Source organism: Dyadobacter sp. CY312 (genome assembly GCF_021390535.1).
Classification (GTDB): domain Bacteria; phylum Bacteroidota; class Bacteroidia; order Cytophagales; family Spirosomataceae; genus Dyadobacter.
The window spans coordinates 1-20,900 of record NZ_JAJUXG010000031.1 but is presented as its reverse complement, the minus strand read 5'-3'; the positions used below and the strand labels follow the sequence as shown (position 1 = coordinate 20,900).

The 20,900-nt window shown below is 41.8% G+C and carries 24 protein-coding genes; 11 read left to right on the top strand and 13 right to left on the bottom strand.

What is annotated here, in order from left to right; genetic code table 11:
* Window positions 1–123: 123 nt before the first annotated feature.
* The 5 genes from LZG71_RS28575 to LZG71_RS28555 all read right to left on the bottom strand — a co-directional run bounded on the left by LZG71_RS28575 (window position 124) and on the right by LZG71_RS28555 (window position 4,779).
* Window positions 124–681: a pseudouridine synthase gene (locus LZG71_RS28575; RefSeq protein WP_233826398.1), complete on the bottom strand. Its 558-nt coding sequence runs from the start codon at window positions 679–681 to the stop codon at window positions 124–126.
* A gap of 73 nt (window positions 682–754) precedes the next feature.
* Window positions 755–1,339 (bottom strand): Uma2 family endonuclease, encoded by a 585-nt coding sequence (locus LZG71_RS28570; RefSeq protein ID WP_233826395.1) that lies wholly within the window; start codon window positions 1,337–1,339, stop codon window positions 755–757.
* Window positions 1,340–1,415: 76 nt separating this feature from the next.
* Window positions 1,416–2,180 carry an exodeoxyribonuclease III gene (locus tag LZG71_RS28565; RefSeq protein WP_233826393.1) on the bottom strand — a complete coding sequence of 255 codons (765 nt, stop codon included), beginning with the start codon at window positions 2,178–2,180 and terminating at the stop codon, window positions 1,416–1,418.
* A gap of 10 nt (window positions 2,181–2,190) precedes the next feature.
* Window positions 2,191–4,023, bottom strand: a complete 1,833-nt coding sequence (locus LZG71_RS28560; RefSeq protein WP_233826391.1) for a hypothetical protein — start codon at window positions 4,021–4,023, stop codon at window positions 2,191–2,193.
* 105 nt (window positions 4,024–4,128) lie between these two features.
* Window positions 4,129–4,779 (bottom strand): hypothetical protein, encoded by a 651-nt coding sequence (locus LZG71_RS28555; protein WP_233826389.1) that lies wholly within the window; start codon window positions 4,777–4,779, stop codon window positions 4,129–4,131.
* 295 nt (window positions 4,780–5,074) lie between these two features.
* Between LZG71_RS28555 and LZG71_RS28550 the strand changes: the two genes are divergently transcribed.
* Window positions 5,075–5,584 carry a DUF4494 domain-containing protein gene (locus LZG71_RS28550; RefSeq protein WP_233826387.1) on the top strand — a complete coding sequence of 170 codons (510 nt, stop codon included), beginning with the start codon at window positions 5,075–5,077 and terminating at the stop codon, window positions 5,582–5,584.
* Window positions 5,585–5,674: 90 nt separating this feature from the next.
* Here the strand turns inward: LZG71_RS28550 and LZG71_RS28545 are convergent, their stop codons facing one another.
* Entirely contained in the window at window positions 5,675–6,406 is a 732-nt protein-coding gene (locus tag LZG71_RS28545; RefSeq protein WP_233826385.1) for a hypothetical protein, read from the bottom strand.
* A gap of 89 nt (window positions 6,407–6,495) precedes the next feature.
* Window positions 6,496–7,878, bottom strand: a complete 1,383-nt coding sequence (locus LZG71_RS28540) for an OmpA family protein (RefSeq protein ID WP_233826383.1) — start codon at window positions 7,876–7,878, stop codon at window positions 6,496–6,498.
* 160 nt (window positions 7,879–8,038) lie between these two features.
* Here LZG71_RS28540 and LZG71_RS28535 point away from each other — a divergent pair, with 160 nt between their 5' ends.
* The gene (locus LZG71_RS28535) at window positions 8,039–8,842 is read left to right on the top strand and encodes a UDP-2,3-diacylglucosamine diphosphatase (RefSeq protein ID WP_233826381.1); all 804 of its coding nucleotides are present in this window, start codon (window positions 8,039–8,041) and stop codon (window positions 8,840–8,842) included.
* Between the two features lie 100 nt (window positions 8,843–8,942).
* Here LZG71_RS28535 and LZG71_RS28530 read toward each other — a convergent pair whose 3' ends face one another.
* From LZG71_RS28530 to LZG71_RS28515, 4 genes are all read right to left on the bottom strand, one after another.
* Window positions 8,943–9,683, bottom strand: coding sequence for a carboxypeptidase-like regulatory domain-containing protein (locus LZG71_RS28530; protein ID WP_233826379.1), 741 nt, complete (start codon window positions 9,681–9,683; stop codon window positions 8,943–8,945).
* Window positions 9,684–9,856: 173 nt separating this feature from the next.
* On the bottom strand, window positions 9,857–10,690 hold the full coding sequence (locus LZG71_RS28525) for a phosphatidate cytidylyltransferase (protein ID WP_233826377.1): 834 nt from the start codon (window positions 10,688–10,690) through the stop codon (window positions 9,857–9,859).
* On the bottom strand, window positions 10,665–10,883 hold the full coding sequence (locus LZG71_RS28520) for a DUF2007 domain-containing protein (RefSeq protein WP_233826375.1): 219 nt from the start codon (window positions 10,881–10,883) through the stop codon (window positions 10,665–10,667). The genes LZG71_RS28525 and LZG71_RS28520 overlap by 26 nt, the downstream gene beginning before the upstream one ends.
* Window positions 10,884–10,921: 38 nt before the next feature.
* A complete protein-coding gene (locus LZG71_RS28515) occupies window positions 10,922–11,875 on the bottom strand; it encodes a CPBP family intramembrane glutamic endopeptidase (protein WP_233826373.1) in 954 nt (317 codons plus the stop codon).
* A 120-nt stretch (window positions 11,876–11,995) separates the two neighbouring features.
* Here LZG71_RS28515 and dusB point away from each other — a divergent pair, with 120 nt between their 5' ends.
* From dusB to LZG71_RS28485, 6 genes are all read left to right on the top strand, one after another.
* Window positions 11,996–12,985, top strand: a complete 990-nt coding sequence (gene dusB / locus LZG71_RS28510; protein WP_233826371.1) for a tRNA dihydrouridine synthase DusB — start codon at window positions 11,996–11,998, stop codon at window positions 12,983–12,985.
* A complete protein-coding gene (locus tag LZG71_RS28505; protein WP_233826369.1) occupies window positions 12,979–13,497 on the top strand; it encodes a biotin/lipoyl-containing protein in 519 nt (172 codons plus the stop codon). The genes dusB and LZG71_RS28505 overlap by 7 nt, the downstream gene beginning before the upstream one ends.
* A 63-nt stretch (window positions 13,498–13,560) precedes the next feature.
* Window positions 13,561–14,280: a UMP kinase gene (pyrH, locus tag LZG71_RS28500; protein WP_233826367.1), complete on the top strand. Its 720-nt coding sequence runs from the start codon at window positions 13,561–13,563 to the stop codon at window positions 14,278–14,280.
* Between the two features lie 26 nt (window positions 14,281–14,306).
* A complete protein-coding gene (gene frr, locus LZG71_RS28495) occupies window positions 14,307–14,867 on the top strand; it encodes a ribosome recycling factor (RefSeq protein WP_233826365.1) in 561 nt (186 codons plus the stop codon).
* Window positions 14,868–14,938: 71 nt separating this feature from the next.
* Window positions 14,939–15,187, top strand: coding sequence for a hypothetical protein (locus tag LZG71_RS28490; protein ID WP_233826363.1), 249 nt, complete (start codon window positions 14,939–14,941; stop codon window positions 15,185–15,187).
* Window positions 15,188–15,231: 44 nt separating this feature from the next.
* Entirely contained in the window at window positions 15,232–15,507 is a 276-nt protein-coding gene (locus LZG71_RS28485) for a type II toxin-antitoxin system RelE/ParE family toxin (protein ID WP_233826361.1), read from the top strand.
* Window positions 15,508–15,574: 67 nt separating this feature from the next.
* Here LZG71_RS28485 and LZG71_RS28480 read toward each other — a convergent pair whose 3' ends face one another.
* Together LZG71_RS28480 and LZG71_RS28475 are read right to left on the bottom strand one after the other, a co-directional pair.
* The gene (locus LZG71_RS28480; protein ID WP_233826359.1) at window positions 15,575–16,570 is read right to left on the bottom strand and encodes a UDP-glucuronic acid decarboxylase family protein; all 996 of its coding nucleotides are present in this window, start codon (window positions 16,568–16,570) and stop codon (window positions 15,575–15,577) included.
* Window positions 16,571–16,609: 39 nt separating this feature from the next.
* Window positions 16,610–17,926 (bottom strand): UDP-glucose/GDP-mannose dehydrogenase family protein, encoded by a 1,317-nt coding sequence (locus tag LZG71_RS28475; RefSeq protein WP_233826357.1) that lies wholly within the window; start codon window positions 17,924–17,926, stop codon window positions 16,610–16,612.
* A 211-nt stretch (window positions 17,927–18,137) separates the two neighbouring features.
* On the opposite strand from LZG71_RS28475, the gene LZG71_RS28470 reads away from it, so the two are divergent.
* From LZG71_RS28470 to LZG71_RS28460, 3 genes are all read left to right on the top strand, one after another.
* A complete protein-coding gene (locus LZG71_RS28470; RefSeq protein ID WP_233826355.1) occupies window positions 18,138–19,301 on the top strand; it encodes an acyl-CoA dehydrogenase family protein in 1,164 nt (387 codons plus the stop codon).
* Between the two features lie 124 nt (window positions 19,302–19,425).
* A complete protein-coding gene (locus tag LZG71_RS28465) occupies window positions 19,426–20,340 on the top strand; it encodes an SPFH domain-containing protein (protein ID WP_233826353.1) in 915 nt (304 codons plus the stop codon).
* 3 nt (window positions 20,341–20,343) lie between these two features.
* Window positions 20,344–20,781 (top strand): NfeD family protein, encoded by a 438-nt coding sequence (locus tag LZG71_RS28460; protein WP_233826351.1) that lies wholly within the window; start codon window positions 20,344–20,346, stop codon window positions 20,779–20,781.
* Window positions 20,782–20,900 lie beyond the last annotated feature (119 nt).

The following is a 20,900-nucleotide window of genomic DNA, read 5'->3' as shown; positions in this document are numbered from 1 at the left end:
GGCTGAATGCAGCAATAGGTGGACATTGTCAGTATTTAAAAATACCGGGTATCTGCAAAAATAACGCTTCTTAACGGTTTGTCAAGATGTTCGGGAGCTTATTGAAAATCTATCTAATTTCAGTTATTGGAGCAGGCGTTTTATTTCGGAACCTTTGATTTCCCAAACGGATCCGGGAGCGATATTGCCAGGATAATCTGCTATGGACAGACTGCCGATTGCCCAGCGCGAAAGCCTCAGCGTAGGAAAATTAACAGCCGCCGTCATTTTTCGGACTTGCCGGTTTTTTCCTTCATGTAATATCACCGACATCCAGGAAGTAGGGATATTTTTTCTGAACCGGATCGGTGGACTTCTGTCTGGCAGAGCAGGTTCTTCTATGAGAGAAACTTCTGCCGGTAAGGTACGGTAACTCTTACTGTTGATAGAAATTGTCACACCTGCGCTAAGTTCCCGACAAGCTTCCTGCGTTGCCATGCCTTCAACCTGTACGTAATAGGTGCGTTTATGCTTGTTTCGAGGTTCGAGCAACTTGGTTTTGAGAAAATTATCATTCGTAAGCAGGAGCAAACCCTCGCTGTCGGCATCCAGCCGGCCAACAGGATAAACGTCTTTTGGGAAATCGAATTCCAGATCAGCAAGAGTGGTATGCTCGCCTTCGCGGGTAAACTGCGAAAGCATGCCAAAAGGCTTGTAAATAAGAAAGTATCGGAACAAAATTAAACTGGAATGGAGCGCGTATTGGCTCTGATTTTTATTTCATTAATGAACCCAGATCGAGTACGAAGCCGGGAAGAACAGCCTCGCCAGACAATTTTAAGTCCAGTGTGTCGTGGACAAACATGGTTTTTCTGGAACTGTAAATATAGACTTTGTTATCAAAGCGATCGATCAGCCAGCCAAGTTGCGTACCGTTGTCAATATATTCACCCATTTTATCCTGCAGATATTTAATATCGTCAGATTTGCAGCGGATTTCAATCACAAGATCAGGGCAAACCGGGGCAAATTTTTCTTTATCAGCCTGACTAAGTGAAGCCCATTTTTCTTCTTTGATCCAGGAAACATCAGGAGAACGAACGGCGCCGTTCGGCAGCGTGAAACCAGCGGAAGAATCGAAAACTTCGCCTAAACCTGTACTCTCATTCCAGATGAACAAATGACCCGATATTCGTGAATTGAAATTTCCTGTAAATGATCCTGTTGGAGACATAACTATGATATTGCCTATTGAGTCTCTTTCGAACTCGAGTGTGTCGTTCATCTGGCAAAACTGAAAAAACTCTTCTCCGCTCATCAGTTCGCCCATTTTCAATGTCACTGGCATTTCAATATTCATAACTCCCTGGTTTATTTACAGACCTGATCAAAAATACAAAATAAAACAGGATACAGAAAATATAACACCAACCGTTTTAGTCAATTTCCAGCCAAACGGGACAGTGATCCGAATGCACTGCATCGTTGTATTGTCTGCTTCCTGTAATACGATCTTTAATGGTATTGGCAACTGAAATGTAGTCAATACGCCAGCCTTTGTTATTTGCTCTTGCTCCCGAACGATAAGTCCACCACGAGTATTCTTTTAGATCCGGATTTTTGAAACGGAATGCGTCGGTGTATCCATTATCAAACCATTTGGTCATCCATGCTCTTTCCTCTGGCAAAAATCCCGAGGACTTTTTGTTTCTTACAGGATCATGGATATCATTTTCGGTATGCGCAATATTGTAATCACCACAAATGATCAGATTGGGACGCTCTTTTCTGAGTTCATTCACCCATTCGTAAAAATCTGCAAGGAAACTCATTTTTACTCCCTGGCGAATCTCTCCGCTGGTTCCCGAAGGAAAATAACAATTTAATAGCGTAATATCTCCAAAGTCGGCACGGAGTATTCTGCCTTCAATGTCGTAAACAGGCAGATTAGCACCTATGGAAACAAAATCTGGTTTTATTTTAGAAAAAATGGCTACGCCGCTGTAACCTTTTTTTTCTGCCGCATGCCAGCCGATCAGCTCATATCCAAGCTTTTCAAATCCGGAAAGATCTACCACATCGGGCGTTGCCTTCACCTCCTGAAAGCAAAGTATATCAAAACTTTTATCACTTAACCATTCGATCAGGCCGTTTTTCAGGGCAGCGCGAATTCCGTTGAGATTGTATGTAAGTATCTGCATAAAAATTGAATCAGTATAAAAGCATTCGTTTTCCAGTCAATTTGGATTCCCATTTCCCTTGAAACGGATCCTTTTTCGACATCACCCACAGCGCGTAACTTCCCGCCGGAAGTTTGGTTCTGAACGCTGTGTATTGGTAGGTTTTGCTATAATAAGTTCGTTTCTTAATGAAATCTTCCACGTTATTAGGAACAGGTAACGCGGGTAGCAAAATCGTATGATTTTCAGAAACCAGTACGAAATAGGATGGCTTAATCCCATTTTCTTCACCTGCCGTAAACCGGATTGATTTTGGCGGGTTTCCCTGCTCATTCCTGCGGATTTCCACTTTTATATCTGCTCCGCCCTTGTATACTTCAGACTGGTTTCCTGTTTGTTCAATGACTTTTTTGTGTTCCGGAAACGAATCGGATGCCAATAACCTGCTTAGGCCGCTGTCTTCAACTGTATGTACCAGTTCTTTCATCCTGGTAGGGTGATTCCAAAACGGAATGTCACCAAATTTTATACCTGTTGTTAAAAAGGTAGAGAAGTTTTTGAAGAAGTAACCGTCGAGAGCGAGCTCTTCGTATTGTCTTCTCATTTGTGGCAGCGACATGTAATAGCTTGTTACATGCAAACTCAGAAAGGTAGCCATACCTAAAACAGCAGACACAAGTTGAATACGTTCATACCTCTTCAACAGCATGATGATGGCCATGTATGCGGTTGCCAGTGCCACCACACCAAAGATCATGTATCTTCTCGAAAAAATATTGCCGCCATGCATGAGCCAGGTGTTCATCGGGCGGCTAATTACGAACATGCAGCCCGTGCCCATTATAAACATGAAGGCACCCATTATAAGCCAGTGATTCCATTGGAGGCGGGTGTTGCTGAAAGTTCGGGCAAACCAAGCCAGAAAAGCCAGCGCGATCACGATTCCTGCCAGGACACAGAGAATCATGTCAGTATAAAACCCTGATATTGAAGGATGCGGGATGTCAAGGTACAATGCGTTACCCCAGAAACCCAATAGAAACGTCATGTTGAATATGGGATGACGCCAGGGTTTTTCGGCTTCTGATGTAATAAATTGATAGTCAAACAGAAAGTAAAACAACAGGATTGCTGTTGCTATGATGACCCACTGAATGAGCAACTTATATCGTGTTTGCAGAGTAAGAATCACACCTCCTATAATCCAGGCGAGCATGCCGTTACCACTGACAAATGTTACAAAAATTGCGGCAAGCAGGCCGATGATCCAACCTTTGCTGTCGTTTCTACCCAATCCATAAGCGGATAGAAGCGCGAAGAAAATAAGCGGGGTGTTCTGAATTGCAGCAATTCCCCAGAAAGCATTTTCAAAATAGACAAGATTGAACAGGATATACGGCACGGGAATGAAATAGTACCAGGAAATACTTTCTTTTTTAAGCGAAAGGAAGAACAGATAAAGCGTTCCGAGCATAAAAAGATTACCAAGCAGAATCTGCAATTTGATGTTGACCGTGCCTGTAAAGAATACCATTATAAGCATAATACTACGCTCAAAAGGAAACCGGTGCTGATTGACCTGCTCGAAAAGGATTTCCATGGATTTTACAAAATCCGTTTCTTTTCGAAAGTTGTGTATAGTCTCTAAAAGATTGTAGTCGTCGGTAAAAGGGATGTTCAGAAGATTTGCGTTCAGAATCAGAAAGAAATAAACGATGGGTGTAATGATCAGACCAATTCCTATAAATGGTTTGATAGCCAATAGTTTATCGTTAAAAAAAGTTGCTCCGAACAGTAGGAGTAAGCAAATAAGTAATCCTAAATATTCGAACAAATAAGGGTTGTAAAGAAGAACGTTATCCAAATCGATGAGTTTAAGTGATATCCGGCTTGGTACCGGGGGTAAATTTTCGGGATGATCAAAAAGAAATACCCCGCAAATTGAAACTTCTTTTGCGGGGCAATGATGTTATTTGGTATTTCCTGTCAGCATGCTGCTGCTAATTTCTTTTTCAAAGGTGATGTACCCTGGATAGTTGATGCTTTTACCGGCAAGATCAAGGGTAGGTTTCACTTTAACGGTGAATTTGGATGGTGTCGAACCCGATTTACCTGTCAGCGCCATGATCATATTTACGAACTCGTCACGAGTGTCATTGTTGTTTAACAGCTGATACACGTTTGCGTTTAACTTTATTGGAACGCGTGTGCTCGCTGTGCCCGGCATCACTTCAATCAGCTGGCTTAGGAAACCACTGAAAATCTCACTTTTAGTTAGCAAAACTTTGTATTCCAGCTGATTAATTGCTGCCTTGTTCTTGGTTGGGTTTGTAATGTCAAGATTCACACGCAGATCAAGGGGAACATTCTTGCGCAATAGTGCAATTGCAACGCCCGGATATTTGGCCAAGTCAACATCGCTAAAACTTTTGATGTTTTTGAATTCACGGATATCAATACCCGCTATATAAACGCTGTCAACAGAAGCAAGATCGTACTTGCACTCACCAAATGTTTTTGCTTCGGATACTTGTTTGCCTACTCCGCAGCTAATAATTAACGCAGATGCAGCAATTGTGGAAGTGAATAGTATTACAGCGAATAAAAAATGTTTTTTCATTATTGGAGATTATTTTTTTACAAAGTTAAACAGATGGTATCACAACGCTGTCAGCGTTGCTTCATTATTTGCGGTTTGATAATTTTCTGTCAGCCGTTTCTGATGCGGATCATTCGTTGTGTTGTATTTTTCGTTGGACGTTGAGAAGGCCATTGGTCACAAATTTACCCAGGAAATCAATTAACAGGCTTTCTGCTAAAAGAAGCATCAGCGACCGGTATGCGCTTGCATGACTTATCACTAGCGCATACCTTTGCAGCCTTAATTTTTTACGTCTGTTCAAAATCACATTATCATGGCAAGCTGGTATTTAGGTAAAATACGTTATCAAAAAGAAGATGAGGCTGGAAGCCTTAAAACGATCAATGAAGTCTATCTTGTTGATGCCATCTCATATACAGAATCAGAAGCGAGGTTATACAAGCAAATTGTTACCGGTGCCACCGATTTTAGCGTTGCCAGTATCACGAGAATGCGTCTGGCTGATCTTTTTTCTTATGAAGAAGGAGAAAAGTGGTTCAAGTGTAAAGTGATCTATTTTTCAGTTGATGAGAAAAGCGGCAAAGAAAAGAAAGTGGTGAACTACATGCTCGTGAATGCAGACGGAATTGACCAGGCATTGGAGCGTATTACAGAAAGTATGCGGAATTTCCTGATTCCTTACGAAACTACTGATATCAATTTGACTCCGATTCTGGATGTATTCCCATATTCGGCAGAGGAAGAAGAAGTTGAAATTCCCGCCAACATGCGTCCTCTGTCCGAAGTAATGGCTGAACGTGAAGCTGCGGGCGAGGCGGTTTAGTAGAGAGGCTTTACAAAATACTATTCATGACAAAAGGATCCATCCTTGACATTGTTTTAGAATGAGGATGGATCCTTTTGTTGTATCAGTCTAATCCATTTTTACTTCCTGATACGTTCTGGTAACAGCAAGAAATGGATCGGGATTGATACTTGTTAATTTCAGTGAGATATCTTTCGAATTCATCTCGGAGATCAGTTGATTTGGTCCGAGCAGATAAAGGTAATCCAGCGATGCCGGCAGCGTTGCAGGAACTTCAATGAGTTCAAAACCATAAATAGGATAAACGTTAAATGGCAATGTAGTTATCCAAACCTTGTCTTTGGTCTCCGATGTGGCGTATGACAAGTCATATTCGATACTTTCAAATCCGAAGTCGATTCTTTTGTTACCAGTTGGCAAACAATAGGTACTGAAATTTTCCTTTTGTTGCGCCTGCGTTTCCGCATCAGGTTTCACATCAGTTACTTTTTCAGAAGTCCGTATCTTTTTGCCGTTATCATCTGTGCCACAGTGGAAGTACCGCCCATCCGGAAATGCGACAATAAAGTCAAATTCGTTTTCTTTGAAGCTGCTCTCCTTTTTAAAACACATGGTGCCTGTTACAGGATCCAAATAAATTTTTATTTCACCCTTCGTGTTGTCCTGTTTATTCTCATACGACATTACCACAGCATGGCTGAAATAATACTGTCCTTTATCCGGCTTCCATTGTAAAGCACGTTGTTTATCGGGTGCTATTTTCTTTACTATTTGAGCCTTAGATAGATAAGTAATTCCAACTAGCAGAACACTTAGCAGAAATATACCTTTTTTTAACATAGTCGTTTTGGTTAGTTTGCCGCTGTACTCTATAAGTACCGGAAGGTAAAATTACTAACCGTTTCTGACACTCGCGATTAAAAGTTCAACTACAATTTCACAAACTCGACTCTGCGGTTACTGGCTTTGCCTTCCGCGTTCGTGTTCGGAGCAGCGGGAACTTCTTCTCCTTTGCCGTCGGTGTCCAATCTGTTTTTATCAATACCAAATTCTCTGGAAAGCGCTTCTTTAACGGATTCGGATCTCTTTTTAGATAATGCAAGATTTGCTGCGTCATCACCGTCAGAGTCGGTATGACCAATAATTTTCACTTTAACGGTGGCATTTTCTGTAAGTACATTGGCAATATCTTTTAAAACCCCGAAAGACTCCGGTTTTATTGTTGCAGAATTAACATCAAACAATATGCCTGTCGTAGAGAATTTGCCTTCCGTGATCAACTTGCTTCTTGTGTCTGGAGCGCCAACGGCAAGCCTCAAGTTAGAAATAAAGAATCTATCGTTTTCATTGTGATAGCTATGTGTTGCAAATCCAATAAAATTGTAATTCGTTTCGGGGTCAAATGCTCTGGGTAGATCCCAAACCTTATAGTCATCGACATACAGTCGCAGTCGTGTTTTTTGCCTCCAAATCGAAACTTTCACCACATTGTGTTCTGGTACGTGGAAGGCCGGAAAGCTCTTATCATTTTTCATCTGAGATTGTCCAAGTTCTTTACCAAACACATTAAAGGCTGACATTCCCTGAGCGCCACCGGCATTTTTTGGATGTAGGGAAACTTCCAGTCCGTTTATTTTTGCGCCGTCAAACCATTGCCAGTTGGCAAACTCTTTACTTGCATTTGCCACTTGTGCAAAGCTGGTTCTCAGATGTCCCGAATAGAAACTGAATTCAGAAGTTGTGGCTAGATTAAATTCAAACGTAAAATTTTCGGGGAGCTTATTTACGAACTCAGGGTAAAAAACGCCTTCGGGGCCGAGCATGAGCCATTTGCCTTCGGTTCCTTCTATGGTCACTATTTCCCCTGAAGAATTGGTGTTCCATTTTGCAGGAAAATCGCCGACTGCATCTTGTGCAAAGTCTTCCACGGCAACAATTTTTTCGCCGGGAATGAAGTCGAATTTGCTGTATGATTTCAAACTCGCTTTTCCGGCAGGAGCTGATGTACTGGTTTCCGTAGCTTGTTCTGCTGCACTGACTTCTGTATTATTTTCTGCCTGTTTGGATCCAGGTTCGGTGTTTGTGTCCTTTGTCTCCTTTGTCTTCTTGTCTTTTTTCTTAAACAGGTTTCCGATACCTTCTTCTACTTTATCAAAACCCTTGTCAACAGCCTGGTCTATTTTGCGGTTTGCGCGGTTTTCTGCTTGTCTCTCCACAACGCGCCCCGGTTCATTAATGCGTATCTGAGCGTAAGCGATTGATGAGCATAATACAAGCAGGATAGCCGTGTAGATTTTTATCGCTTTCTCCATTTTAGAGTTTGTTTTGACGATTACATAAAAAAGTAAACGTACTCTAAATTCTGGGTTAAGTCCAGATGAATTGATTTAACGGTAATTCAATATTACGTTGCTTCGGGCAAGTAGCATTTAAAAGGAAGATCGTAAATTGCAGTGCATTTGAATACAGCACATGAATTTTCATTTCGAAAAAAAGACAATACTATTAAAGGAAGGCCAAAAGGCTTATTTTTCATCTGATTATCACCTTGGCGTGCCATCTATTACCAAAAGCCAGGAACGTGAAAAACTTATTGTGAGATGGATAGAGTCAATAGAACACGATGCTCAGATACTGTTCCTTGTTGGCGATATTTTTGACTTTTGGTTTGAATACAATCATGCCGTTCCAAAAGGATTTGTGCGCTTACTTGGAAAGCTGGCTCAACTGACAGACCGTGGAGTGGAACTTGTCATTTTTACAGGCAATCACGATATGTGGATGTCGGGTTACCTCACGGAGGAATTAGGAGCTTCCATACATAGAAACCCTGTTCATTTTGAATTTGTAAATCATCAGGGCTTTACTTCGCAGGTTTTGGTTGGTCACGGTGACGGTCTGGGGCCCGGCGACAAAACTTATAAGTTTTTAAAGAGGATCTTCGAGAATTCCTTTTTTCAATTCATTTTCAGGATCGTCCATCCCGACGTGGGGATTTGGATAGCCAAGGAATGGTCGAAGCGTAGCAGGTTGGCCAATGTGAACAAGGGTGAGGAGCGGTTTATGGGAGAAGATAAGGAGTGGCTGCTACAATACTGTAAGGAAGTGGAAAAGCAACGTCATTATGACTTCTATATATTTGGACACAGACATCTGACGCTGGATCTGAAAGTTGCTGAAAATAGCCGTTACATTAATCTGGGAGAGTGGGTTACGCTACAAACCTTTGCTGCATTTGACGGTGTTCAGCTTGCACTTACAAAATTTGAAAGGTAACCAGCGGAAGTTTTCAAGGCTGAAAAAGAAATAAGCTTTGATTCTATCTTTCAATAGAAGTCAAAGCTCATTTCCTGGAATCCTATTAAAATATTCCCGGTTAATTTTTCTTGTTACTTTCTTCTTCCTTAAATGGTACGAAATCCTGCTGTGTAATGGTTTCACGAGGAGTGTTACCCAGGTCTTTTCGATAATCTTTTTGCTTCAAATCTCCATTTTTAACCGATTTTATAAAACGGCTCCACGCAAACGGATTCAGGAAAGGGAATGTTGTTGCAAAGTTTTTACCACCCGCGGATTCCCTGCCGAAGATCTGTTGATCCATCGTGTTACGAAAATTGGTCTGAGCATTATTAGGCATCGAGGCTGCCATACGGTTTATGTAATCGGTATCAGTACTTTTCGCGAGTGCATCCCGGTCAGCCTGATCGGGTAACTGTAAGGCCAGAAACGCCTTTTTGAATTCTTCTTCGGTAGAGTACGGGTAAATTTTCACCTCAGTAAGAAGTGTAGCATTTTCCTGCATGGCAATAATGGCCGAATACGTGTCGGAATTATAGCTTCTTGGAATAATATGATACTGCTTTTTATAGCCCAGGTAGCTGTAAACAATACTATCTCCCGGAAAAACTGCGATTGTGAACTCTCCAAGTGAGTTGGCCAGGGTTGCCCGTCCAGCCTTGGGAATGTAAATTGAGGCTCCCGGCAGACGCTCACTGGTTTTACCGGCAACAACGAGCCCCTGGAAAATAATCGATTTCTTCTCACCTTGAGCAAAGCTGTCGAGGCTGAAAACGACTCCTGCCAGTACTAATATGAATATTAAAAAACTCCTTTTCATTCGTTCCGGATTGTTACGCGATGACCAGTAATTCCGGTCTTTATTAGGATTCAACTATCTTACTTATTTTGTCGTGAAAACACAACATCTCAAAAACCGTCAAAAAATCATTCCTGAATTGATAACGACTCTATAACAGAAGCATTGCCTGTTTTGCAACACAAGGCTGTTTTTCAGGAGAATAACTTTAAAAAAGTAATGATAAAAGGTGCCGAAAGCAGCAGTCCATCAAAACGATCTAAAAAACCACCGTGCCCCGGAATACTGCTCCCGGAATCTTTAATGGCTATACTTCTTTTAAATAATGATTCAACCAGATCGCCGTAGGTTCCCACAACCACAATAATTGCACCAATACAATACCACTTCCAGGGCTCGAATGTAAGGAAATATTGCCCTAATACAAAGGCAACCAATGCTGCGAAAGCTGCTCCTCCCATAGCACCTTCCCACGATTTTTTAGGCGAAATACGTTCAAAAAGCTTCCTTTTTCCAAATTTCGTTCCTGCAAAATAACCTCCTATATCCGATGCCCAAAGTAGGAGAAGGCTGCCCAGTACGATTTCGTAATTGTATGTTCCGCCCCGCATGGCCATCACCACAATAAGTGAAAAAGGAAGTGCAACATAAATAATACCTAAAAATGTAAAACCTATATTGGTAAATGGTTTAAGATCATTTTTCTTGTATAGTTTAATGAAAAAAATCATTGACAGCAACGGGCTGATGATGAAGTAATTTTCAAATGGTACAATGTCCTTTTCTATCAGATACGCAAGAAGCATCATAACTGTGCCACAAAAGGTACCATAATATGTAAGTGGCTGATTACCATCAAGCCCCAGCAGTTTGTAAAATTCAAGTTGGGTCAATGAACTGATCATGCAAAAAAGCAACAGGCAGGTCCAGTCGCTGTAAAGAATACACCCAATTATTACAAATACACCGGCAAGACCGGTTACTGTTCTTTGTTGTAAATTATTAAGCTTGTCTAAACGCTTCTGCATTTGCTAAAATAGTTTGAGCCTGAGCCAGGTCACTTGCAAGTACGTGCACTTCACACACACCGAAAACAGGATAACTGCTATCCTTTTTATTAACAATTACCGCTGCAATCCCGCCTTGGTCGAGGGTTTCTCGTGCCAGTTCGGCTTGTATCATCTGCTCGCTTTGAAATACTTTTAACCAACTTTCCTCCATATCAGTCAACAATTAGATTTTTAAGATTTTAACATTTTTTAACCAATGAGTTCCCGGTTATCATTTTCTTTTCTCATGGTCGCAAGAATAAGTACGGTAAGCACAAGCGAAGAAACAACGATGAGCCAGGGCATTGTTTTGGTTTCTTCTATATTTATGGTCAGTACTTTGATGTTGTACAGATACATCATGACCAGTACAAATCCGTTATTCAAAAAGTGTGCGAATACTGCGATCCACAAACTTCCGGTCCAATAATACAAATAACCAAACACTGCACCAAGAAGCATGCGTGGAATAAAACCGTAGAACTGGAAATGAATGGCACTGAAAATGGCTGCGGAAACCCAAATGGCAAGATGCACATTACCCCAATTCTGCATTAATTTCCTCTGTATTATCCCCCTGAAAAGCGTTTCTTCCCCCCATGCAGGCAACCAGGCTACTACAAACAATGCGATTAGTAACTGGCCAAATCCTGTATAATTGGTCAGGAATTGGGTAAGCATAGCCAGTTGATCTTCTTTCTCGCGCATCCATATTTCAAGTCCGGATAAGGAATCCGGGAAAGTCATCGCCGCATTCCACTCAATGAATTTACTATTCAAAGGCATGAAAATAGGTACCAGCATCAAGGCTAAAAACCAGGTTTTTGGTGCAGGGATATGTTTAACCTGGAAATCGGAGAGTGTTTTCCGTTCTATGAAAAGCCAGTAAAGCAAAGCAGGGAAAAGGTATGAGAAGAAATGTACAGTTCCCTGAAGTATCATCATGGCATTCCAGCCGTTGGGTACACTCGCAGGATCTGATATAAGCTGATTAAGCATCAACAGAACACTGTTGGCGTCGGTAGCGAAGAAAATTGCGAGGATTCCCAGAGCAAGAATGTTGCCAACTGCCATGCCAATTAGCAGGAAACCAATTAAAACCAGCAAACTTCCCCATGTGCCTGGTACACGGGATTCAACCAAATTGAGATTACTTTTTTGCATAATTGGTGTAAATTTACAGTTTATTGTCAATTTAAAATAATGGTGAAACTGCATAAGCTGATATTGAGAGCAATAGCTACTGTCAAAATTGACTTATAAGGTAAAATCGAAAGGATATAAATGGTTAAGATCGGGAATATAGAATTGGGAGATTTTCCCTTGTTACTGGCACCAATGGAAGACGTGAGCGATCCGCCTTTCCGAGCAGTATGCAAGGAAAATGGTGCGGATTTGATGTACACGGAATTTATATCTTCGGAGGGGTTGATTCGTGATGCAGCCAAGAGCAGGCAAAAACTGGATATATTTGAATACGAACGTCCGGTTGGAATCCAGCTTTTTGGGAGTGATATTGAAACAATGGGTTCCTGCGCTGAAATTGCCTCGAAGGTGAATCCGGATCTGATTGATATTAATTATGGATGCCCGGTAAAAAATGTAGCTTGCCGTGGCGCGGGAGCCGCCTTGTTACAGGATATCCCTAAAATGGTAAAAATGACGGAAGCCGTAATAAAATCTACAAATCTTCCGGTTACAGTAAAAACGAGGTTAGGCTGGGATGAAAGCACAAAGAATGTGCAGGAGGTTGCCGAGCGTTTGCAGGATATAGGCATTCAGGCATTGTCGGTGCACGGAAGAACCCGTGTTCAGATGTATAAAGGCGAGGCGGATTGGACTCTGATCGCAAGAATTAAAGAAAATTCAAGGATTACTATTCCGATTTTTGGAAACGGGGATGTTGACACGCCTGAAAAAGCACTGGAATATCGTAACAGGTTTGGCGTGGATGGCATCATGATCGGCCGTGCCACAATAGGTAATCCATGGATTTTTAATGACATTAAACATTATATGAAAACCGGCGAACGCCTCACCCCGCCATCAGTGGCTGAGCGCGTTGAAGTTTGCCGCAGGCACCTGGAATTTTCGATACGATGGAAAGGGCCTATTGCCGGAGTTTTCGAAATGCGTCGTCACTATACCAATTATTTCCGTGGATTGGAAAACTTCAAACCGTTCAGAATGAGACTTGTTGAAGGAATGTCATATGAAGAGCTGGATGGAATATTGAATGAGGTTATCCACGAATTCAGCGAGCCGGTATGTTAAAAATCACGGTAAATAATGATTCGGTACCCGGCGGTCAGCATTCCTACGATGTTGAACAGCAAGGCGAAAGCTGGCTGGTAGATAAAAAGCTCTTTGACGGGGACATTGAACGTTTGTCCGAAAATCATTACCACATTATATGGAATAATAAATCATACAATGTCGAGCTTTTAGAGGCGAATTTAACAGAGAAGACGTTCCATATTCTAATAAATGGCAGGCAGTATACTACTGTTGCAAAAGATCAGATCGACATCCTGCTTGAAGGAATGGGCATGCATACAAAGGCAGCTCAAAAAATTAATCACGTTAAGGCACCCATGCCAGGACTTATCCAATCCATTTCCGTAGCCGAAGGAGATCTGGTAAGTAAAGGTGATACCTTGCTGGTGTTGGTAGCCATGAAAATGGAGAATGTTATCAAGGCTTCGGGAGACGGAATCGTAAAATCTTTAAAAGTAAGTGCGGGAGAAACCGTTGAAAAAAATCAGGTAATGTTAGAGTTTCAATAAATAACTTGTTTATCTAATCCTTCAACTTGTATTTTTACGCACAAAATCACCTACATCACAATCATGCCCGAACCAAAATATAAACGTATACTTCTCAAACTCAGCGGAGAAGCACTTAACGGAGGCGACAAAGCACAGGTTATCGATTTCAATATTCTTGATAACTATGCCAAAGAAATTAAAAAAATAGCTGAGGTGGGCGTACAGATTGCGATTGTAATCGGTGGCGGGAATATTTTCCGTGGCGCATCGGTGGAGAAATCCGGAATTGACCGTGTGCAAGGTGACCACATGGGAATGCTTGCAACAGTTATCAACGGAATGGCCATTCAGAGTTCTCTGGAAAAGCACAATCTCAACACCCGTTTGATGTCAGCGATCAAAATGGAGCAGGTTTGTGAGCCATTGATCCGCCGCCGGGCTATTCGTCACCTAGAAAAAGGACGTGTGGTTATTTTCGGAGCAGGAACAGGAAATCCATACTTTACTACGGATACAACGGCGGGATTAAGGGCGATTGAGTCTGAATCCGAAGTTGTTTTGAAAGGTACAAGAGTGGATGGTGTTTACACTGCCGATCCTGAAAAAGACCTTACCGCTACAAAATACAACCAACTGAGCTTTGACGAAGCACTGTCCAAAAACCTGAAAATAATGGATTTGACAGCCTTTACGCTTTGTAAAGAAAACAATGTTCCCATTATCGTATTCGATATGAACAAACCTGGTAACCTGTACGATCTGGTGATGGGTGCAGAAGTAGGAACATTGATATCAAACTAAAAGAAATAAATAGCTTACATTAAATCATGGAAGAAATAGAATTATATCTGGACGACGCCAAGGAAACGATGGAAGGCGCGATTAAACACTTGATTATTGAATTGGGTAAAATACGTGCTGGAAAAGCATCGCCTCAGATGTTGGAAGGGCTTATGATAGATTATTACGGGTCGATGACGCCAATACAAAATGTGGCTACCATCAATACGCCCGATGCAAGGACAATAGCGATACGCCCTTTTGAGAAAAAAATTATCAACGATATTGAAAAGGCGATCCGTAACGGAAACCTTGGTTTTGCTCCGTCCAACGATGGCGAAATGATCCGCATCTCGGTTCCGCCTCTTAACGAAGAGCGTCGTCGTGAATTGGCAAAAAGAGCTAAAAACGAGATCGAAACTGCTAAAATAAACATTCGTAACATTCGTCAGGATGCGAATAATTCGCTTCGTAAACTTACGAAAGAGGGTGTTGCAGAGGATTTAGTCAAACTGAGCGAAGATCGTGTTCAGAAGCTTACAGACGGTTTTGTTTCTAAAGTGGAACAAATATATACTGCCAAGGAAAAGGAGATCATGGAAGTTTAGGTTGCACTTAAATCATATTTTCGTTGTATTACAATTACGAATGAATTTTTTCTGATGAAAATTTAATAATCATGGAAACGACTCTGCATTTTGATACATCGGTGAGTTTAAGTAAACTGGCTCAGATCCTTAAAGAACAATTGCCGGCAAGGGATCGCCAGATTTTGGCAGATTTATTACAGGAAGATGAAGAAGCTCCTTCAAAAGAAGAGATTCTCAGCCGATTAAAAGACGATTATATTGCCCTTCAAAATGGGACGTTAAAAACCAGACCAGCTTCTGAGTTTTTGGAAGAGCTTAGGCGTGAAGGACATCTATGACTAGTGTTCGGACTTCTATAAACTTTGAGAAAGAAGCCAAAAAGATGCTTAGGAAGTATAAATCCTTAGGGTCTGAAATAGGGACGCTAATAGCAGAGTTGACAGAGCATCCAACATTGGGGACTCCAATTGGCAAAAGCTGTTATAAAATCAGACTGGCAATAAAGAGCAAAGGAAAAGGTAAGAGTGGTGGAGCAAGGGTTATAACATTCGTTGTTGCGGTAAAAGAAGAAGTAGTTTTGTTGTCTATATATGACAAATCTGAAAGTGAGAACATTTCTGATCAGGAATTGGATAGGCTTCTTAGAGAAATATTATAAATCAAAAGCATCATAAAAAAATCCCGCTGTAAGGCGGGATTTTTTTATACCTATTTTAAAATATCAATTACTTGCTGGCAGAGCTGAATCCCTCAAAACCTCGGTGGTTTGATTCTTCATACAGCCTTTCTTCCGGCAGGTTGCGGAAATAATCGTAAGTGATGCGTAGTCCTTCGTCACGGGTAACTTTTGGCTCCCATCCCAGAATTTCTTTCGCTTTTGTAATATCCGGCTGACGCTGTTTCGGATCGTCCTGTGGAAGATCCTTGTAAACAACCTTCTGATCTGTACCGGTCAACTTAATAATCTCTTCTGCAAATTCCTTGATGGTGATTTCGGAAGGGTTGCCAATGTTTACCGGAAGTGAGTAGTCACTTAGTAACAAACGATAGATTCCTTCAACCAAATCATCAACATAACAGAATGCACGTGTTTGCGATCCGTCACCAAAAATGGTAATATCCTCGCCGCGCAAAGCCTGACCAATAAAAGCAGGAAGTACCCGTCCGTCATTGAGGCGCATTCTTGGGCCATACGTGTTGAAAATACGAACGATACGCGTTTCAAGGTTGTGATAGCGGTGGTAAGCCATTGTGATGGCTTCCTGATACCTTTTTGCTTCATCGTAGCATCCACGCGGACCAATTGGGTTTACATGACCCCAGTAATCCTCCGTTTGCGGATGCACAAGTGGATCTCCATATACTTCCGATGTCGATGCAATAATGAAACGTGCGTTTTTAACACGCGCCAAACCCAATAGATTATGGGTTCCCATTGCACCAACTTTCAGTGTCTGGATTGGTATTTTAAGATAGTCAATAGGACTGGCAGGAGATGCAAAGTGCATGATGTAATCGAGCTCACCCGGAACGTGCACAAATTTTGTTACATCGTGGTGATTGAACTCAAAATTAGGATTTGGCATCAAATGCTCAATGTTGCGCATGTCGCCGGTAATCAGATTGTCCATCCCAATTACGTACATACCCTCCTTTAAGAATCGTTCACACAGGTGCGAACCTAAAAAACCTGCTGCTCCGGTTATTAAGACACGTTTCATTAATAGTGAGATGATTAAATAAAAATTGTTTTAAAAATATCAGGCTGGAACAACCTTTTCTCTTCCTATGCTGAAATAGGTGTAACCCATTTCACGCATTTGTTCCAGTTCATATAAGTTCCGGCCATCGAAAACTACCTTGTTTTTAAGCAGTTTGCTCATTTTTTCAAATTCCGGCGTACGGAATTGCGGCCATTCAGTAAATATCATCAATGCGTCGGCATCGTCAAGAGCGGCATAGGGCGTATGACAAAAAGTAACTTTGTCGCCCAAAATATCCTTCACGTTATTCATCGCCTCAGGATCGTAAACCGTAATATTTACACCTGCTTCCAAAAGCGCTTCGATGTTTTCCAATGCCGGAGCTTCACGAATATCATCGGTATAAGGTTTGAAAGCCAGTCCCCATACTGCAATTGTTTTACCTTTAAGATCACCATTAAAATAGTTATCTACCATCGGCAATAACTTCTTCTTCTGGTCTTCATTTACTTCCATTACTGATTTCAATATCCTGAAATCGTAATCGAAGTCTTGTGACGTTTTAGCCAAAGCCTGTACATCTTTTGGGAAACAGCTTCCTCCATAACCAATTCCAGCAAAAAGGAATCGTTTACCAATTCTGCTATCTGTACCAATACCACGACGAATATCATCCACATTAGCACCCACTTTCTCGCAAAGATTAGCAATCTCATTCATGAAAGTGATTTTCATGGCAAGGAAAGAGTTGGCTGCGTATTTGGTCATCTCAGCTGAACGCTCATCCATAAATATCACCGGGTTACCCTGGCGAACCAATGGTGCATACAATTTCTCCATCACTTTCTTAGCCTTCTCAGAAGTGGTACCTACCACTACGCGATCCGGTTTCATAAAGTCTTCAACGGCAACACCCTCTCTCAAAAATTCAGGATTGGAAACTACGTCGAAATCAACTTTGATGTTTTTAACGATGGCTGCATGTACTTTTTCGGCTGTGCCAACTGGTACAGTGCTTTTATCAATTATTACTGCGTAGTGATCCAGAATGTGACCAAGATCATCAGCAACTTTAAGGATGTATTTTAAATCGGCTGAGCCGTCCTCTCCCGGAGGAGTTGGTAAGGCAAGGAAAATAACCTCCGCATCTTTGATTCCTTCTGCAAGATTGGTGGTGAACTGAAGACGGCCTTCTGCTACGTTACGATCAAAAAGTACATCCAGTCCTGGTTCGTAAATAGGTATATCGCCTTTTTGAAGACGTTCCACTTTTCTTACGTCAATATCTACGCATTTTACCTGGTTGCCGGTTTCAGCGAAACATGTTCCTGTAACCAAACCAACATAACCTGTTCCTACAACTGCAATTTTCATAAATGTGATTAAAACAATATAGCTGTGATGATATAAATTCTGGGGTATGGGAAATTGTATTTAACCAAGCCCGGTTTATTAAATCCTGCGCAAAAGTAATTTTTTTAAATGAATCCTTGCCGGACTATTTCTGATTTGTTTGTGATCGGTAGCTCAAATGTGTCTATTTCTTATTATTATTGAACAATTCAAATTTTTATCATCAACATTTATGTATAGCACACCATCAGAAACCGATCTTAATAGAGAAGAGACGTGTAAGTTAATTAAAGATACTGTACACGATTTTTCCGAGATAAATATAAAGCCGTTCATCCGCGACTGGGACGAAAAGCAGCATTTTCCCACCGAGGTATTTAATCAATTGGGAGAGCTTGGCTTAATGGGTATGCTTGTGCCAGAAAGCTATGGCGGGTCTGGTCTCGGTTATAAAGAATATGTAACTGCAATTGTTGCCTTGTCCAAAGTAGATCCGTCAATCGGCCTTTCTATGGCGGCTCATAATTCGCTGTGCACCAATCATATTCTGATGTTTGGCACCGAAGAGCAAAAGCAAAAGTATCTTCCTTTACTGGCTTCAGGGAAATGGATCGGAGCGTGGGGACTTACAGAGCCGAATACGGGTTCGGATGCAGGAAACATGCGAACCGTGGCGGTGCGGGATGGCGATGACTGGATTATCAACGGCTCCAAAAATTTTATAACCAATGGCAAGAGCGGAAATGTTACCGTTTTGATAACCAGAACCGGAGAGCCGGGCGATAAACATGGAGCGACGGCTTTCATTATTGAACAGGGAACCACAGGATTTACCAGCGGACGCAAAGAGGATAAACTCGGAATGAGGGCATCTGAAACTGTTGAACTCATTTTTCAGGACTGTCGCGTGCCAGACAGCCAGCGAATAGGAGAAATCGGGGATGGGTTCATCCAGTCATTGAAGGTTTTGGATGGCGGGCGTATTTCAATCGCCGCGCTGGGAGTAGGAACAGCCCAGGGCGCTTATGAAGCTGCACTTGCCTATTCGAAACAGAGAGAACAGTTTGGCAAATCCATTTCGGGCTTTCAGGGAATACAATTTAAGTTAGCAGATATGTACACCGACATTCAGGCATCGTCGCTCCTCACTTTTCATGCCGCTGAACTGAAAGACAGGGGAGAGAAGGTAACACTTCCAAGTGCTGTTGCAAAGTACCATTCGTCTGAAACAGCAGTGCGGGTTGCCAATGACGCCGTTCAGATTTTTGGCGGATATGGTTTTACGAAAGATTATCCGGTCGAGAAGTTTTACAGGGATAGTAAACTTTGTACGATCGGGGAGGGTACAAGTGAAATTCAGAAGATGGTTATTTCAAAAGAGATATTGGCAGGTTAGCACTCTTTCTGCCATTCATCACCATTATTAGCCGACAGGCAATACTTCCGCTCGTTGGTACCACATCCATAGGAACACCGGTCAGGTATGGTTATTTTCGCATATAACCATAACCTGGCTAACTATGACTCCATTAATTGTCCTACTCGTTCTCGTTGTTCTGACGGTCCTGATGACCGTAAAAGTTGTACCTCAGCAAACTGCCTATGTCCTTGAAAGGCTTGGTAAGTTCTATGCCGTTTTGCAGCCGGGTATCAATTTCATCATTCCTTTTTTCGATCGTATTGCATACAAATATACACTGAAGGAAGCTGCGGTAGATATTCCTGAGCAAATCTGTATTACCAGAGATAACGTACAGGTACGGATGGACGGAGTAATTTTTATTCAGGTGATTGATCCTAAAAAAGCAGCATACGGTATTGCTGATTACACCTTTGCTGTGACACAGCTGGCTCAAACCACGATGAGAAGCGAAATTGGTAAACTTGACCTTGATAAAACATTTGAGGAAAGGATGACGATTAACCGTGCTGTTGTTGAAAGTATAGATGAAGCGGCTATTGGTTGGGGAGTGAAGGTGTTGAGATATGAGATCAAGAATATCACACCTCCGCAAAGTGTATTGATCGCCATGGAGAAACAAATGCAGGCGGAAAGGGAGAGAAGAGCGGTGATTTTGCAATCGGATGGTGAAAAACAAGCGGCAATTAACGTGGCGGAGGGACAGAAACAAAAGGTTGTACTGGAATCAGAGGGTTTGCGCCTGCGGCAGATCAATGAGGCTGAGGGTGAGGCGTCTGCTCTGAAATCAGTTGCTGAGGCTACCGCCGAGAGTATTCGTCTGGTAGCAGAGGCTATTCAAAAAGAAGGTGGCTCCGAAGCAGTTCAATTGAAAGTGGCGGAAAATTATATTGAACAGTTTGGTAAGCTGGCAAAGGCTGGTAATACACTTATTCTTCCGGCAAACATGGCGGATATGGGGTCGTTAATCGCTACTGCTTTAACTGTTGTAAAATCTACGGAAGTAAAAAAATAGCTTATGGATTTATCCCTTCCTCAAATATGGCTGATTGTTGGCCTGATCATGCTGCTAGTCGAGCTGGTCAGTGTACTGTTGGTATTTGTGTTTTTTGCTATTGGGGCTCTATTTACAGCCCTTTTAGCCAGTATTGGGCTTTTGCCCACAATAGAATCACAGTTGATAGCCTTCTCTGTGATATCTCTGGTCTCGTTGTTCGTCCTGCGTAAGCATGCAAAAAGACTTCTTGACAATCGTGGAAAACACCATGAATACAATGAGTTTGTTGGCGAAACGGCTTTGGTGATCAGGGACATACCGAATAACGGACACGGGAAAATTTATTACCGCGGTGCAGAATGGAAAGCAAAATCGCTTACAAATACGGTAATTATCGCTGGAAGTAAAGTTGTTATACGAAGAGCAGATGGAATCGTATTAATAGTAGAAGAGTCTTAATTGCATTTCATGTTGACTAGTCCTAAAATAGCGATACGGATTTAAGATTCGTTAAGTTATTACAATTAAGCCGTTGCAAGGTTATTCTTGTAACGGTTTTCTCTTTTATAGGTGCGTAT

Coding starts and splice junctions, on each gene's coding strand:
- LZG71_RS28575 (WP_233826398.1), bottom strand. CDS start 681: ATGCTTTCGCAGTTTACCCGCGAAGGCGAGCATACCACTCTTGCTGAT.
- LZG71_RS28570 (WP_233826395.1), bottom strand. CDS start 1,339: ATGAATATTGAAATGCCAGTGACATTGAAAATGGGCGAACTGATGAGC.
- LZG71_RS28565 (WP_233826393.1), bottom strand. CDS start 2,180: ATGCAGATACTTACATACAATCTCAACGGAATTCGCGCTGCCCTGAAA.
- LZG71_RS28555 (WP_233826389.1), bottom strand. CDS start 4,779: ATGAAAAAACATTTTTTATTCGCTGTAATACTATTCACTTCCACAATT.
- LZG71_RS28550 (WP_233826387.1), top strand. CDS start 5,075: ATGGCAAGCTGGTATTTAGGTAAAATACGTTATCAAAAAGAAGATGAG.
- LZG71_RS28545 (WP_233826385.1), bottom strand. CDS start 6,406: ATGTTAAAAAAAGGTATATTTCTGCTAAGTGTTCTGCTAGTTGGAATT.
- LZG71_RS28540 (WP_233826383.1), bottom strand. CDS start 7,878: ATGGAGAAAGCGATAAAAATCTACACGGCTATCCTGCTTGTATTATGC.
- LZG71_RS28535 (WP_233826381.1), top strand. CDS start 8,039: ATGAATTTTCATTTCGAAAAAAAGACAATACTATTAAAGGAAGGCCAA.
- LZG71_RS28530 (WP_233826379.1), bottom strand. CDS start 9,683: ATGAAAAGGAGTTTTTTAATATTCATATTAGTACTGGCAGGAGTCGTT.
- LZG71_RS28525 (WP_233826377.1), bottom strand. CDS start 10,690: ATGCAGAAGCGTTTAGACAAGCTTAATAATTTACAACAAAGAACAGTA.
- LZG71_RS28520 (WP_233826375.1), bottom strand. CDS start 10,883: ATGGAGGAAAGTTGGTTAAAAGTATTTCAAAGCGAGCAGATGATACAA.
- LZG71_RS28515 (WP_233826373.1), bottom strand. CDS start 11,875: ATGCAAAAAAGTAATCTCAATTTGGTTGAATCCCGTGTACCAGGCACA.
- dusB (WP_233826371.1), top strand. CDS start 11,996: ATGGTTAAGATCGGGAATATAGAATTGGGAGATTTTCCCTTGTTACTG.
- LZG71_RS28505 (WP_233826369.1), top strand. CDS start 12,979: ATGTTAAAAATCACGGTAAATAATGATTCGGTACCCGGCGGTCAGCAT.
- pyrH (WP_233826367.1), top strand. CDS start 13,561: ATGCCCGAACCAAAATATAAACGTATACTTCTCAAACTCAGCGGAGAA.
- frr (WP_233826365.1), top strand. CDS start 14,307: ATGGAAGAAATAGAATTATATCTGGACGACGCCAAGGAAACGATGGAA.
- LZG71_RS28490 (WP_233826363.1), top strand. CDS start 14,939: ATGGAAACGACTCTGCATTTTGATACATCGGTGAGTTTAAGTAAACTG.
- LZG71_RS28485 (WP_233826361.1), top strand. CDS start 15,232: ATGCTTAGGAAGTATAAATCCTTAGGGTCTGAAATAGGGACGCTAATA.
- LZG71_RS28480 (WP_233826359.1), bottom strand. CDS start 16,570: ATGAAACGTGTCTTAATAACCGGAGCAGCAGGTTTTTTAGGTTCGCAC.
- LZG71_RS28475 (WP_233826357.1), bottom strand. CDS start 17,926: ATGAAAATTGCAGTTGTAGGAACAGGTTATGTTGGTTTGGTTACAGGA.
- LZG71_RS28470 (WP_233826355.1), top strand. CDS start 18,138: ATGTATAGCACACCATCAGAAACCGATCTTAATAGAGAAGAGACGTGT.
- LZG71_RS28465 (WP_233826353.1), top strand. CDS start 19,426: ATGACTCCATTAATTGTCCTACTCGTTCTCGTTGTTCTGACGGTCCTG.
- LZG71_RS28460 (WP_233826351.1), top strand. CDS start 20,344: ATGGATTTATCCCTTCCTCAAATATGGCTGATTGTTGGCCTGATCATG.